At 70.9% G+C, this 12,915-nt stretch carries 10 protein-coding genes and 2 pseudogenes; 2 read left to right on the top strand and 10 right to left on the bottom strand.

Annotation, left to right across the window (positions count from 1 at the left end):
* Positions 1-10 precede the first annotated feature (10 nt).
* The 5 genes from HK415_RS02070 to HK415_RS02050 are packed head-to-tail and all read right to left on the bottom strand — an operon-like array spanning position 11 to position 6,540.
* A complete protein-coding gene (locus HK415_RS02070; RefSeq protein WP_171556582.1) occupies positions 11-697 on the bottom strand; it encodes an acylneuraminate cytidylyltransferase family protein in 687 nt (228 codons plus the stop codon).
* On the bottom strand, positions 694-1,941 hold the full coding sequence (locus HK415_RS02065; protein ID WP_171556581.1) for a glycosyltransferase family protein: 1,248 nt from the start codon (positions 1,939-1,941) through the stop codon (positions 694-696). Before HK415_RS02065 ends, HK415_RS02070 begins: the two co-directional genes overlap by 4 nt.
* Complete coding sequence (gene asnB / locus HK415_RS02060; protein ID WP_216369707.1) at positions 1,938-4,262, bottom strand: asparagine synthase (glutamine-hydrolyzing); 2,325 nt, start codon at positions 4,260-4,262, stop codon at positions 1,938-1,940. The genes HK415_RS02065 and asnB overlap by 4 nt, the downstream gene beginning before the upstream one ends.
* 8 nt (positions 4,263-4,270) lie before the next feature.
* A complete protein-coding gene (locus tag HK415_RS02055; protein WP_171556579.1) occupies positions 4,271-5,074 on the bottom strand; it encodes an aldolase/citrate lyase family protein in 804 nt (267 codons plus the stop codon).
* Between the two features lie 11 nt (positions 5,075-5,085).
* Positions 5,086-6,540, bottom strand: coding sequence for a lipid II flippase MurJ (locus HK415_RS02050; protein ID WP_171556578.1), 1,455 nt, complete (start codon positions 6,538-6,540; stop codon positions 5,086-5,088).
* Between the two features lie 90 nt (positions 6,541-6,630).
* Here HK415_RS02050 and lysS point away from each other — a divergent pair.
* Together lysS and HK415_RS02040 are read left to right on the top strand one after the other, a co-directional pair.
* A pseudogene (gene lysS / locus HK415_RS02045) lies at positions 6,631-8,162 on the top strand (lysine--tRNA ligase).
* On the top strand, positions 8,162-9,463 hold the full coding sequence (locus HK415_RS02040) for an Hsp70 family protein (protein WP_309246543.1): 1,302 nt from the start codon (positions 8,162-8,164) through the stop codon (positions 9,461-9,463). The pseudogene lysS and the gene HK415_RS02040 overlap by 1 nt, the downstream one beginning before the upstream one ends.
* Here the strand turns inward: HK415_RS02040 and nagZ are convergent.
* The 5 genes and pseudogenes from nagZ to HK415_RS02015 all read right to left on the bottom strand — a co-directional run bounded on the left by nagZ (position 9,433) and on the right by HK415_RS02015 (position 12,899).
* Positions 9,433-10,520 (bottom strand): annotated as a pseudogene (nagZ, locus tag HK415_RS02035) (beta-N-acetylhexosaminidase). The gene HK415_RS02040 and the pseudogene nagZ sit on opposite strands and share 31 nt — an antisense overlap.
* A complete protein-coding gene (acpS, locus tag HK415_RS02030; RefSeq protein ID WP_171556577.1) occupies positions 10,517-10,921 on the bottom strand; it encodes a holo-ACP synthase in 405 nt (134 codons plus the stop codon). Before acpS ends, nagZ begins: the two are co-directional and overlap by 4 nt.
* Positions 10,918-11,661 carry a pyridoxine 5'-phosphate synthase gene (locus tag HK415_RS02025; RefSeq protein WP_171556576.1) on the bottom strand — a complete coding sequence of 248 codons (744 nt, stop codon included), beginning with the start codon at positions 11,659-11,661 and terminating at the stop codon, positions 10,918-10,920. The genes acpS and HK415_RS02025 overlap by 4 nt, the downstream gene beginning before the upstream one ends.
* A complete protein-coding gene (gene recO / locus HK415_RS02020; protein ID WP_171556575.1) occupies positions 11,658-12,401 on the bottom strand; it encodes a DNA repair protein RecO in 744 nt (247 codons plus the stop codon). The genes HK415_RS02025 and recO overlap by 4 nt, the downstream gene beginning before the upstream one ends.
* Before the next feature lie 9 nt (positions 12,402-12,410).
* Positions 12,411-12,899: a Crp/Fnr family transcriptional regulator gene (locus tag HK415_RS02015; RefSeq protein WP_171556574.1), complete on the bottom strand. Its 489-nt coding sequence runs from the start codon at positions 12,897-12,899 to the stop codon at positions 12,411-12,413.
* Positions 12,900-12,915 lie beyond the last annotated feature (16 nt).

The raw sequence follows: 12,915 nt of genomic DNA, 5'->3' as shown, positions 1-12,915 counted from the left end.
AAATGTTGCATCACGGCTTCCACGCAGAGGAAGTCGAACAGGTCGTCGACTTCGTAGTTCTGCCAGCGTTCGATTGTGTACCCGAGCACCCTCGGGGATAGAAGCTGCGCCAGCGCTCCAGCGCCTCGGTCTTCACCGCGTAGGCCACGCCGTAGGGGAACCAGGCCGGCGGCGGCTCGCCGGCTCCCTGGGCCTCGGGCGCGACCCAGGGCGACAGGCGCCCGTCGGCGTCCATGCGCTTCATCACCGCCGGCTGCTCCAGCTGCACGCGGCCCACCGTGACCACGGCGTCAGTCTCGTCCCAGCGGCGCGCCAGCAGGTCTGCCACGCCCGGGAGGTCGCCGCTGGCGCGCAGGGGCGAGGTCGGCTCCAGCAGGATGACGGCGTCGTAGCTGCGCCCTTCCTGCTCGCGCAGGAAGGCCAGCGCGTGCAGCGCCGCGTCGGCGGAGGTGCTGGTGTCCGCGGCCAGGGCCGGCGGACGCAGGAAGGGCACGCGCGCGCCGGCCTGGCGTGCGGCGTCGGCGATGGCGGCGTCGTCGGTCGAGACCACCACGTCCTGGATGGCCGCGCAGGCGCGCGCCGCCCCCACGCTCCAGGCCACCAGCGGCTTGCCCGCGAGCGGGCGGACGTTCTTGCCCGGCAGCCGCTTGCTGCCGCCGCGGGCGAGGATGAGACCGAGGATGCGCGGCGCCTTCATGCGCGGTTTCCTTCCGGCCGGCGTGCGGCCAGCCCTGCAATTTCAAGCGCGACGCGATGTGCCGCCTGGCCCCTCGGCCCGGCGGGGGACCGGTCGCGACGGACGGAGGCGAGCTGCCGTTCCAGCAGCGTGGGCAGCGATGCGATGTCCTTCGCCGACACGCCCATGCCCAGTCGCTCGTAGTCCATGCCGGAGCGCTGCACCAGCGGAGAGAAGGCGAGGCCCAGCACCTGCTTGCCGGCCGCGTGCGCCTGGGCGCCGACCGTGGTGGCCTGCACGACCACCACGTCCGCCGCGGCCAGCACCGGCAGCAGCGTCTCGCGATCGGGCTGGCTCCAGTGCACGCGCGGGTGCGGCGCGGGCTGGCGGAACTGGTGCCATTCGTTGGGGTGGTAGCGCACGGCCAGGCAGGCGTCGTCGTGCGAGAGCGTCCACCGGAGCAGCGTCTCCAGCACCGCATCGCCCAGCGCGGCGCCGGCCCAGCGCGGGTCGGCATCGGCGGGTTCCATGTGGCCGGCCCAGAGCACGAGCGGCCGCTCACCCCAGCCGCGTTCGGCGCGGAAGTGCACGGCGGCATTGCGGGCGTCTTCGCCGGAGAGCTGGTCGAAGGCCGGGTTGCCGGTCACGACGATCCGTTCGCGCGGAACGCCGGCAGCCGCGAGCTTGTCGCGGGTCGCATCGGACAGGACCGTGATGAGATCGGCGTGCACTTTGCGAGAAAGGTAGGGGTCGCCCGGCAGCGCGAACAGGTCCACCATCGACAAGGTGGGGATGCCGAGCGCATGGGCCGCCTCGATGGCCGCCTGCTCGCTGCGCGGCGAGTTGGTCGCGACCACGACGTCGGGTCGGACCTGCGAGAGGATGCGCTGGAACAGCTTGAGCGGTCGGAAGCCCTGGCGGCCGACATCGCGCCAGCGCTGCCAGGCGGCCTGTTCGCCCATCTCGTCGACCCATTCCAGGAAGTTGAGGCCCAGGTAGGCCAGGGACTCCTCGCGGGTCACGTCGGGATGCTGCTGGCCCTCGACCAGCCGTTCACCGTAACGCAGCGCACGTTCGCCCTCCGCGCCCGTGCAGAAATCCAGGAAGCCGAGCGGCGCCTCCCCCGCGCGCCGCGCCACGCCGCTCGCGGTCGTCAGCGCCAGGATCTGCGCATCACAGCCGGGGATGCGCTCGCGCAGCGCCCGCATCACCGGCAGGCACATCTCGACATGGCCGCCGCCGTAGGTGACGAACAGCACCTTCATCGCTGCGCGTCCCAGAGCGCCACCGCCGCCAGCGCGCGCAGCTTGCGCGTGTAGTTCGCGCTGCCCTCGCGGTGCTGCACCAGCATTCGCTCCACCTCCGCCGGCGCGAACAACTCCTGCACCAGTACGCTGCCGGCCAGCACCTGGCGCAGCCAGCCATGGCTTTCCCTGCGGAACCACTCGCCCACCGGCACGGTGAACATCTGCTTGCGGCGATACGCGAGGTCCTCGCCGATCAGGGGCGTGACCGCTCGCTTGTACCAGTGCTTCTTGTCGCCGTCCGCCGCCGAGAGCTTGGTGTGCCCCGGCGAGCGGAAGGCGAACTCCATCATCCGCCAGTCGAGGAAGGGCGTGCGCGCCTCGATCGACACCGCCATGCCCATGCGATCGGGCTTGACCAGGTTGTTGCCCGAGAGCAGCAGTTGCATGTCCAGGTACAGCGCCTGGTTCACGCGGTCGAAATGCGCGCATTGCGCGAACCAGGGTCGGGCCGCGGTGTCGAAGCTGTCGATATCGCGCAGCCGCGCGGCGACCTCCGGCCGGTACAAGGCCTGCTTGGCCTGCGGCGTGAACAGAGAGATCGCGTCGAAGTAGCTGCGCTGGAAGCCGGCGTCGTCCTGCGTGAACGCGTCGGGCCGCGCAAAATATTCGGCGTACTTCTCGTAGCCCGCGAACAGCTCGTCGCCGCCGTCGCCGGTCAGCACCACCTTCACGTGGCGCGCGGCCAGCTCGCTCACGCGCAGGGTCGGCATGAAGGACGCATCGCCGTGCGGCTGGTCCAGGTGGTGCAGCACCTGCGGCCAGCGGTCCAGCATGTTCAGCTCCGCCACCTCGCTGGTGTGCGCGCAGCCGAAGCGCTGCGCGGCCTGGGCCGCGTAGGCCGACTCGTCGAAGCGCGGATCCGCGAAGCCGATGCAGAAGGTGCGCACCGGCTGCTGCACGTGCCGCGCCATCAGCGCGACGATGGTGCTGGAATCGACGCCGCCGGAGAGGAAGGCGCCCCAGGGCACGTCCGCGCGCAGGCGGATGCGGGTGGCATCGTCCAGGATCTGCAGGAACTCGCGCGACCAGTCCTCAAATGGAACCTCGGTCTCGCGTTGCACCGAGAGGTCCCACCAGCGCCCCTGCTCCACGCCCTGGCGCGTGAACTTCATCCAGCACCCCGGCATCACGTGGCGGATGCCCTGCCACACCGTCCATGGCGCGGGGATGTAGTTGAAACTCAGGTAGTGGTGGATGGCTTCCAGGTCGATCCACGGCTGCGCGGGCAGCGCCTGCAGGATCGCCTTGATCTCGGAGGCGAACAGCCAGAGCCCGCCCTGCTCCGCGACGTACAGCGGCTTGACGCCGATGCGGTCGCGCACCAGGAGCAGCGCGTCCTCGCGCGCATCGTCGATGGCGATGGCGAACATGCCGTTGAGGCGGTGCACGAAGGCCAGGCCCTCGCGCTCGTAGAGGCGCAGCAGCACCTCCGTGTCCGAGTGCGTGTCCAGCCGCACGCCCTGCGCCCGCAGTTCGTCGGCCAGTTCCACGAAGTTGAAGATCTCGCCGTTCTGCACGATCGCGATGCGGCCGTCGTCCGACATGAAAGGCTGGTGGCCGCCGGCGATGTCGATGATGGACAGGCGCCGGTTGCCGACGGCGACGCCGCGCAGCGGCTGGTGGTGGATGCCCTGGTCGTCGGGGCCGCGGTGCACCAGGCTGCGCGCCATGGTCGCCAGCGCCTCCGGCGCCAGCGCGCGGCGCTCGCGGTCCCAGTAACCGAAGATGCCGCACATCTCAGTTGCTCCGCGCCCGGTCAGGCGGCCCAGGGTCCAGGCGAGGATCTTCAAGTCCAGCCAGAGGCTCTGCTCACGCACGTAGCGCAGGTCCAGCGCACGGCGATCGTCCTCCGTCCCTTCGGAACGCAGCAGGGCCTGCGCCAGCCCGGTGATGCCGGGGCGCACGCTGCAGCGCAGCGCCCAGTCGGCATCGCTGTAGAGGGAACGCTGCAGCGGAACGTCCGGTCGCGGGCCGACCAGGCTCATCTCGCCGCGCAGCACGTTCAGCAGCTGCGGCAGTTCGTCCAGGCTGGTGCGGCGGATGAAGCGGCCCACGCGCGTGATGCGCGGGTCCTTGGCGGCGGTGTTGAAGGGGCCGATGGCCGCGGCATCGCGCACCATGCTGCGGAACTTGAACATGCCGAAGGTCTGGCCATGGCGGCCCACGCGCACCTGGCGGAACAGCACCGGCAGGCCGCTGTCGATGGCCACCGCCAGCGCCGTCGCCGCCAGCACGGGACCCAGGACCAGCAGCGCGAGGGCGGAGAGCGCGATGTCCATGGCGCGCTTCATGGGCGGGCGGCGAGCCCCGCGGCGATCTCGCGGATGCGCGCGTGGATGCGCACGGCATCCGCTTGCACCTGCGCGGGCGTGCGGGCCGCGAGTTCGCTCTCGGCCTGCCGCAGCGCCGCGACCTCGCGCTCGAAATCCATCTCCGAGGCGCGGTGGAAGGTGCGCGAGAGGATCACCGCGCCGGAGCCCAGGCGCAGGTGCTCCGCCAGCACGTCGCGGCCTGGCAGCAGGCCCTCGTCCAGGCGGGCGATGCCGCCGAAGCCGAAGGGCAGGCCATGGCTCTTCGCGGCCTGTGCGACCCGTTCCACGCTGCCGTCGGCCAGCGGCTCGAACATGAAGCGGCAGCCCAGGGACAGGTGCAGGTCGTTGAGGCCGACGAAGATTTCCTGCAGGCCGGGCGTGCCCGCCCACGACGCGACCTCGCGCAGCGCGCCCGCGGTCTCCAGCAGCGGCACGATGGGCGCCCGGCCGGCCACGAGATCGGAGAACGCGCGCAGCTCGCCGGCGGTGGTGAACATGGGCAGCATCACGCTGTCGGCGCCGGCAGCCAGCACCGCATCCACCTCGGCCCGCGTGCCCTCGTGCAGCGGATTGACGCGCACCATCAGCGGCGAGCGTCGCAGCACTGCGCGGATGCGCGCGACGTCTTCGAGCTGGTGGACGCTGATGAAGGTGTTGCGGCCGGCCTGGCGTTCCGCCTTGCCCAGGCGCTCGAGATCGACGAACAGGCGGAAGCCGCCCAACGCATCGCAGCGTTGGGCAAACGCCGGATCGTTGGTGATCTGTATCAGCTCGAGCATGCCCGCCCGGATTATCGCGCCAGCGCGGCGCGCAGGTCGGCGCTGGCCCACCAGGTGATCCCGAACAGGGCCGCCCCTGCGGCGAGGGCCGCGGCCCATTGCGCGGCGAAGCTGGACGGGATGCCAGTCATCAGCAGCACGGCCTGCAGCAGGGCCAGCCCGCCGCCCGCCGCGGCGAACGCGCGCCAGGGCAGCCAGCCGTGCCGCGCCGGCCGCAGCGCCCGCAACAGCAGCAGCGCGATGCCGACCCACAGCAGGTCCAGCCAGACCATGAGCGCAGCACCCTCGCGGGCCCCGGCCAGCAGCAGCACCAGCAGCGCCAGCGCGTGCGCCAGCACCGCCACCCGCAGCCGGTCCTGCGCGGCCAGCGCCGCCAGAGCGATGGCGATCACCGCCTGCGGCAGCAGGCTCCAGGCACCGAGCCGGCCCCAGCGCGCCACGTCGGCCAGCGCCTCGGGCTGCATCCGCCCCCACCCGAACAGCAGCTGCGCGATCGCGGGCGATGCGACCAGCAGGCCGGCCACGCAGGCGCAGGCCAGCGTCCAGGCCAGTGCGAAGCCGCGCCGCAGCGGCAAGGCGCTCTCCTGGGGCGAGACGGCACCGCGCAGCGCGCGCGAGATCGGGCCGAGGGCGAGCATGCCAACCAGCTGGATGGCCAGCACCAGCGGCAGTTCGACCAGCTTCCAGGCGTAGTTGAAGGTGGCCAGCGCGCCCTCCGCCTCCTGCGAGGCGAGCGAACGGGCAACAAAGGGCAGCGCCAGCGGCAGTCCGGCAGCGGCAGCGGCCCAGGCCCACACCGGCGCGCCGGGCAGCGCGGGCTCGTCGGCCGGCGCCGCCGCCGCGCGAAAGGGGCGCTGGCGCCAGTGCAGCCAGGCCAGCCGCGCCGCCATCGCCAGCAACAGGCCGGCCCCGAGCACGATGACGTCCGAAAGCGCGGTGTCGAACGCCAGGCCCGCGACGACCAGGGCGGCGATCAGCAGCACGTTCACCACCAGGTTGGCCGAATACATGCCGACGAAGTCGCGTTCGTGCTGCAGGCGGGTCACCCACAGCGCCGACAGCAGCGCCAGCGGGATGGCGGCGGCGCTCCAGGCCAGGCCCAGGCCGGCGGCGTCCCGCACGCCTTCCGGCAAGCCCGCGGCCAGCCACCCGAGCACGGGCCCGCGCGCGAGGGCCAGCAGCAGCGCCAGCACGATCCCACCCGCCAGCAGGACGTGGGCGACGCGCCGCTGGCTGGCGGCGATGCGGGCCCGTTCCTCGTGGGCCCAGGCCGGCATCAGCACGTAGGCCAGCGCGCCGCTGGCCAGCACCCCGGTCAGCCAGTCCGGCAGGGTGAGCATCAGGACGGCCACGTCCCCCATCGCGCTGGCGCCGAAGGCGGCCGCCTGGGCCGACTCGCGCACCAGTCCCAGGACCCGGCTGGCGAGGAGCAATGCAAGGGACACGATGCCGGCCCGGAGGAACATGGTCGGGCATTATCGCGGCGCCACGGCCGGGCTTGCCCGCGAAACCTACAATGGAGGGTTTCGCCCCTGCAGCGCGCGAGCGCCCGCCCCATGTCCCAAGACCAGAAGACCCCGCCGACCGACGAGAACCAGCTGATCGCGGAGCGCCGCGAGAAGCTCAAGGCCCTGCGCGAGGCCCATCGCAGCGGCGGCGGCGCACCGGCCTTCCCGAACGACTACAAGCCCGCGCACCACGCGGAGAAAAGCTGCACGCGCACCACGGTGCCAAGGCGGCCGAACAGCTGGAAGCCGAAGGCGCCACGGCCAGCGTGGCCGGCCGCATGATGCTCAAGCGGGTCATGGGCAAGGCCAGCTTCGCCACCCTGCAGGACCAGACCGGCCGCATCCAGATCTACGTGACGCGCGACGCGGTGGGCGAGGAGGCCTATGCCGCCTTCAAGCACTGGGACCTGGGCGACATCGTCGGTGCCGAGGGCAGGATGTTCAAGACGCGCACCGGCGAACTCTCGCTGCACGCGACCTCGATCCGCATGCTGACCAAGAGCCTGCGGCCGATGCCGGACAAGTTCCACGGCATGAGCGACCAGGAGACCAAGTACCGCCAGCGCTACGTGGACCTGATGACCGACGAGGAGGCGCGCAAGCGCTTCGTGGCCCGCAGCCGCGCGATGTCGGGCATCCGCGAGTTCATGGTGGACCACGGCTTCCTGGAGGTGGAGACGCCCATGCTCCACCCGATCCCGGGCGGCGCCAACGCCAAGCCCTTCATCACCCACCACAACGCGCTGGACCAGGAGATGTACCTGCGCATCGCGCCGGAGCTGTACCTCAAGCGCCTGCTGGTGGGCGGCTTCGAACGGGTGTTCGAGATCAACCGGAACTTCCGCAACGAAGGCATCTCGGTGCGGCACAACCCCGAGTTCACCATGATGGAGTTCTATGCGGCCTACTGGAACTACCAGGACCTGATGGACTTCACCGAGGCGCTGCTGCGCGACGCGGCGCAGAAGGCGGTGGGCACGCTGAAGGTTTCCTACAGCGGCCGCGAGGTCGACCTGGGCCAGCCCTTCGAGCGCCTGACCATTCCGGAGGCGATCGTGCGCCACACCGATGCGGGCGACAACGTCGGCAACCGCGACTGGCTCACCAACCAGCTGAAGAAGCTGGGCATGAGCGAGGAGAAGGAGCGCCTGTCCGCGCGCTCGCTGGCGTCGCTGCAGGTGATGTACTTCGAGGAGAAGGTGGAGGAGAAGCTGTGGCAGCCCACCTTCATCATGGAACACCCGACCGAGATCTCTCCGCTGGCGCGCGCCAACGACGAGCGGCCCGAGGTGACCGAGCGCTTCGAGCTGTACATCACCGGCCGCGAGATCGCCAACGGCTTCTCGGAGCTCAATGACGCCGAGGACCAGGCCGCGCGCTTCCAGGCGCAGGTGAGCGCCAAGGACGCGGGCGACGACGAGGCCATGTTCTACGACCATGATTTCATCCGCGCACTGGAATACGGCATGCCGCCGGCCGGCGGCTGCGGCATCGGCATCGACCGCCTGATGATGCTGCTGACCGACAGCGCCAGCATCCGCGACATCATCCTGTTCCCGGCGCTGCGCCGCGAGGGCTGATGCGCCGCTCGCGCAGCGAGCCCGCCCTCGGCATCGACTTCGGCACGTCCAACTCCGCGGTGTCCTTCATCGCGGCCGACGGCGTGGCGCGGCTGGTGCCGCTGGAAGGCGAGGCCACCGGCATGCCGACGGCGGTGTTCTTCAACACCGAGGAAGCCGGCACCCATTTCGGCCGGGAGGCGGTGGGCCTGTACCTCGCGGGAGTGGAGGGGCGCCTGCTGCGCTCGCTCAAGAGCCTGCTGGGTAGCAGCCTGGTGGAGGAGGAAACCGCGGTCGGCCGCGGCACCCTGAGCTTCAAGGCCATCATCGCCCTCTTCCTCGCCGAACTGCGCGAGCGCGCCGACCGTCACCTGGGACGCGAGACGCGCCGCGTGGTGATCGGCCGGCCGGTGCACTTCGTGGACGAGGAGGCGCAGCGCGACCGGCGCGCGCAGGAGGTGCTGGCGCAGGCCGCTGCCTCGGCCGGCTTCGACGAGGTGGCCTTCGAACTGGAGCCGATCGCGGCGGCGCTGGACTACGAGCGGCGGCTGGACGGCGACTCGCTGGTGCTGATCGTCGACATCGGCGGCGGCACCTCCGACTTCACGGTGGTGCGCCTGGGGCCGGCGCACATCGCGAAGAAGGACCGCAGCCGCGACATCCTGGCCACCGCGGGCGTGCACATCGGCGGCACCGACTACGACCGGCAGCTGAGCCTGCAGCGCGTCATGCCGCTGCTGGGACTGCGGCATATCGGCCCCAGCGGCCGCGAGGTGCCGAGCGGGCCCTTCTTCGACCTGGCGAGCTGGCACCTGATCCACCGCATGACCACCGCGAAGAAGCTGCGCGAGGCGCGCGACCTGCGCAGCAGCTATGCGGACCTGCGCCTGCACGACCGGCTGATGACGGTGCTGGAGCAGCGCCTGGGGCACCTGCTGGCCAGTAAAGTGGAACAGGCAAAGATCGAGCTGTCGGGGCGCGGGGGCGAGGCCCTGATCGATCTTGCCGGCGTCGAAGCGGGGCTGCAGGCGCGGATCGCGTCGCAGGAGATGGCGCAGGACCTGGACGCTGCTCGCGCGCGTGCTGGATTGCGCGCAGGAATGCATCGTCCGCGCCGGGTTGAAGGCCGGAGGGATCGATGCGATCTACCTGACCGGCGGCTCGTCGGCGCTGCGGCCGTTCCAGGATGCCTTGCGGCAGCGTTTCCCGGGGACACCCGTGGTGGAGGGCGACCTGTTCGGCGGGGTGGCGTCGGGCCTCTCGTACGTGGCGACCCGCCGCTGAAAAGCGCTCAGGGCAGCAGCTGCAGCGCGCGCATGTAGCGCGGCTCCGTCATCAGCGCGTCCCACGAGGTCGACGGCCCGCAGGGCAGCAAGGCCAGGCGCCGGTGCTCGCTCACCTCGTTGGCTTGCCACTCACCCCGCTCGCGCGCCGCGTCCAGCCCTTCGAGCATCTCGTCGATAGCCTTCCCACCCTCGCTGTTCACCGACTCGTTGCACAACAGGACCATGTCGCAGCCCGCACGCAGCGCCGCGACGGCGGCTTCGGTGAAGGTGACGTCGCGCCCTTCGATCTTGCGCGCGCCGGCCATGCTCAGGTCGTCGCTGAAGATCGCGCCCTGGAACTGCAGCTGATCGCGCAGGATCTCGTTGAGCCAGCGCGGCGAAAAGCCCGCCGGCAGCTTGTCCACCTTCGGGTAGATCACGTGTGCCGGCATCACGCTGGTGAGCGTCGTCCCCAGCCACTCGTAGGGGATCGCGTCGTCCGCCAGGATCGCCTTGAGGCTGCGCTCGTCCACCGGAATCTCCAGGTGCGAGTCGGCCTTCACGTAGCCATGCCCCGGGAAATGCTTGCCGCAGTTGGCCACGCCGGCCTGCAGCAGGCCCTGCATCAGGCTGCGCGCCAGCAGCGTCACGATGCGCGGGTCGCGGTGGAAGGAGCGGTCGCCGATCACCGAGCTGGCGCCGAAGTCGAGGTCCAGCACCGGCGTGAAGCTGAAGTCCACGCCGCAGGCCCGCAGCTCGGCGCCCAGCACGTAGCCGGCCGCGGTGGCCGCCGCCATCGCCTTCATCGCGCCCGAACCTTGGCGGCCCTTGCCGTCCTTCATCCAGAGCTCGCCGAAGCGGCGCATGGGCGGCAGGTGGGTGAAGCCGTCGCTGCGGAAGCGCTGCACGCGGCCGCCCTCGTGGTCCACGCAGACCAGCAGGTCGCCGCGCACCTCCTTGATCTCGGCGCACAGGGCGGAGAGCTGCTCGCGGCTCTCCCAGTTGCGGCCGAACAGGATCATCCCGCCCACCAGGGGTGCGCCAGGCGGCGCCGGTCGTCGTCCGAAAGACTCAGGCCGGCGACGTCCAAGATCACCGGTGCATGTTCACTCATGGGTTCTTCTCTTTCTGTTCCACCACGACGAAGCTCGCCGCGTAATCCGTTTCGTCCGTCACGCTCACCTGCGCGACCAGGCCGCGCGCCTCGCACCAGTCCTTCAGCACGCCGTGCAGCACGATCACCGGCTTGCCGCTGGCCAGCTTGCCCACCTCGCACAGCCGCCAGGTCATGGGCATGCGCATGCCCAGGCCGATGGCCTTGCTGAAGGCCTCCTTGGCCGAGAAACGCGTGGCCAGGAAGCGCACGCCGCGCTCGGGCCAGCGGGCGCTGCGCGCCTTCCAGGTCTTGAATTCGGCCTCGCTCAGGACCTTGAGCGCGAAGCGGTCGCCGTGCCGCTCCAGCGACGCGCGGATGCGCCGCACGTCGCAGATGTCGGTGCCTATGCCGTAGATCACTGGCCTGCGCGTCCCATCGCCTGCAGGTACGCGCGGATGGTGGCGGCGTAGCCCAGTTCGAGCGCGTCGGAGATCAGCGCGTGGCCGATCGAGACCTCCTGCACGCCGGGGACGGCGCGCAGGAAGTCCGTGAGGTTGTCGCGGCTGAGGTCGTGGCCCGCGTTGACGCCCAGGCCCGCGGCCTGCGCCGCCTTGGCGGCGGCGGCGAAGCGCTGCAGCTCGTCCTGCTGGCGCGGCGTGCCCCACGCGGCGGCGTAGGGCTCGGTATAGAGCTCCACCCGATCGGCGCCCACGGCTTTCGCAAGCGGCATCGCGGCCGGATCCGCGTCCATGAACAGGCTCACGCGCACGCCGAGGGCCTTCGCTTGCGCGATCAGCGGCTTCACCCGCTCGCCGTCCACCGCCAGGTTCCAGCCATGGTCGCTGGTGAACTGCCCTTCGCTGTCGGGGACGAAGGTCGCCTGCTGCGGGCGCAGCTCGCGCACGAAGTCCATCAGGTTGTGGAAGGGATTGCCTTCGATGTTGAATTCGGCCTGCGGCCACTGCTTCAGCAGGGCATGCAGCTCGCGCACGTCGTCGGCGCGGATGTGGCGCGCGTCGGGCCGGGGATGCACGGTGATGCCGTGGGCGCCCGCCTCCAGGCAGATCGTGGCGGCGCGCGTCACGCTGGGGATGCCGAGGTGGCGCGTGTTGCGCACCAGCGCCACCTTGTTCAGGTTCACCGAAAGCGCCGTGGTCATAAGGCTTGCAGGTCGATCATCAATTGGCGGGTGCGCAGCGTGCTCACGCCGCAATGGTAGTGCAGCAGCGCGCGCAGCTGCGGCTTGAGCTCGCCCAGGGGCGCGGCGGCCTGCAGCGTGGCGTTGAAGGACGCGGGGTCGTCCAGCGCGGCCTGCAGCGCCTGCCACTGGACGCCCGTGAGGCTGCCGCGGCCTTCGGGGTCGTGCGATTCGACCAGGCCGCCCTCGGGGCGCAGGCTGTAGCGCTCGCCGGCGGAGAGCGCCGCCAGCGTGCCGGTCTGCAGGTCCAGCGAGGGCAGCAGGCCGATCTCGCGCAGCAGCAGCAGCTCGAAGGCCCGCAGCGCCGGCTGCAGCACCTGCGGGTCGTCGTGCGCCAGCACCCGCACGGTGGCCCCGTAGACGTCGAACAGCGCCGGGTGCGGGTCGTCGCGCGCCAGCAGGCGCAAGAGCAGTTCGTTGAGGTAATAGCCGGACAGCAGCGCGTCGCCGGTGGGCATCACCTGCCCGCCCAGCCATTCGGCGGACTTCAGCGTGCGGATCTCGGCGTCGCCGCCGAAGGCGATGTGCAGCGGCTGCAGCGGCAGCAGCACGGGGCGGAAGTTGGAGCTGGGCTTCTTCGCGCCCTTGGCCACCACGGCGATGCGGCCGAAGTGGCGCGTCAGCACCTCCAGGATCAGGCTGGACTCGCTCCAGTCGTAGCGGTGCAGGACGTAGGCGGGCTCGTCGGCGATGCGTTTCATGGACGGCCGTCAGGTGCTGCGGATCACGTATTCGGCCAGGAACTCCGCACCCACCTTCGCCTGGAACAGGCGCTCGTCCGCATCCCGCAGGCGGCGGCTGACTTCGCGTCCCATATTCATCTGCATCAGGGTGAACTGCTCCAGGTCCTTGCGGTACACCTCCATCAGGTTCGCGCTGGACAGCTCGAGCGCCCGGCAGGGCTCCAGCGCCACGACCGAAGCACTGCGGTGCCGCAGGTCCATGATCGACATCTCCCCGAAGCAGTCGCCCTTGGCCAGGTGCGCCAGCACATACTGGTGGCCGCTCCAGTGCTTGACGACCGCCGCCCGGCCTTCCTCCAGCACGAACAGCGACTGGGCCTCCTCGTCCTCGCGGAAGAAGAACTCACCCGGCGCGCGCGACACGGTCGTCGCCAGGCCGAGCAGGAACTGCAAGGTTTCCTCGCGCAGGGCGCCGAAGACCGGCATGGCCTGGAGAAGCTCGATCCGCGGGTTCATGGGGTCACCCCCTGCC

The organism is Ramlibacter montanisoli (assembly GCF_013087525.1).
Classification (GTDB): domain Bacteria; phylum Pseudomonadota; class Gammaproteobacteria; order Burkholderiales; family Burkholderiaceae_C; genus Ramlibacter; species Ramlibacter montanisoli.
The sequence above is the reverse complement of the archived record's forward strand: the minus strand, read 5'-3'. Positions and strand labels throughout refer to the sequence as shown.

Excerpts from the sequence above, each read along its gene's own strand:
- asnB (WP_216369707.1), bottom strand. The coding sequence starts at position 4,262 with ATGGACATCGCGCTCTCCGCCCTCGCGCTGCTGGTCCTGGGTCCCGTG.
- HK415_RS02025 (WP_171556576.1), bottom strand. The coding sequence starts at position 11,661 with ATGACCACGGCGCTTTCGGTGAACCTGAACAAGGTGGCGCTGGTGCGC.
- HK415_RS02040 (WP_309246543.1), top strand. The coding sequence starts at position 8,162 with ATGCGCCGCTCGCGCAGCGAGCCCGCCCTCGGCATCGACTTCGGCACG.
- HK415_RS02065 (WP_171556581.1), bottom strand. The coding sequence starts at position 1,941 with ATGAAGGTGCTGTTCGTCACCTACGGCGGCGGCCATGTCGAGATGTGC.
- HK415_RS02070 (WP_171556582.1), bottom strand. The coding sequence starts at position 697 with ATGAAGGCGCCGCGCATCCTCGGTCTCATCCTCGCCCGCGGCGGCAGC.
- HK415_RS02015 (WP_171556574.1), bottom strand. The coding sequence starts at position 12,899 with ATGAACCCGCGGATCGAGCTTCTCCAGGCCATGCCGGTCTTCGGCGCC.
- HK415_RS02050 (WP_171556578.1), bottom strand. The coding sequence starts at position 6,540 with ATGTTCCTCCGGGCCGGCATCGTGTCCCTTGCATTGCTCCTCGCCAGC.
- recO (WP_171556575.1), bottom strand. The coding sequence starts at position 12,401 with ATGAAACGCATCGCCGACGAGCCCGCCTACGTCCTGCACCGCTACGAC.
- HK415_RS02055 (WP_171556579.1), bottom strand. The coding sequence starts at position 5,074 with ATGCTCGAGCTGATACAGATCACCAACGATCCGGCGTTTGCCCAACGC.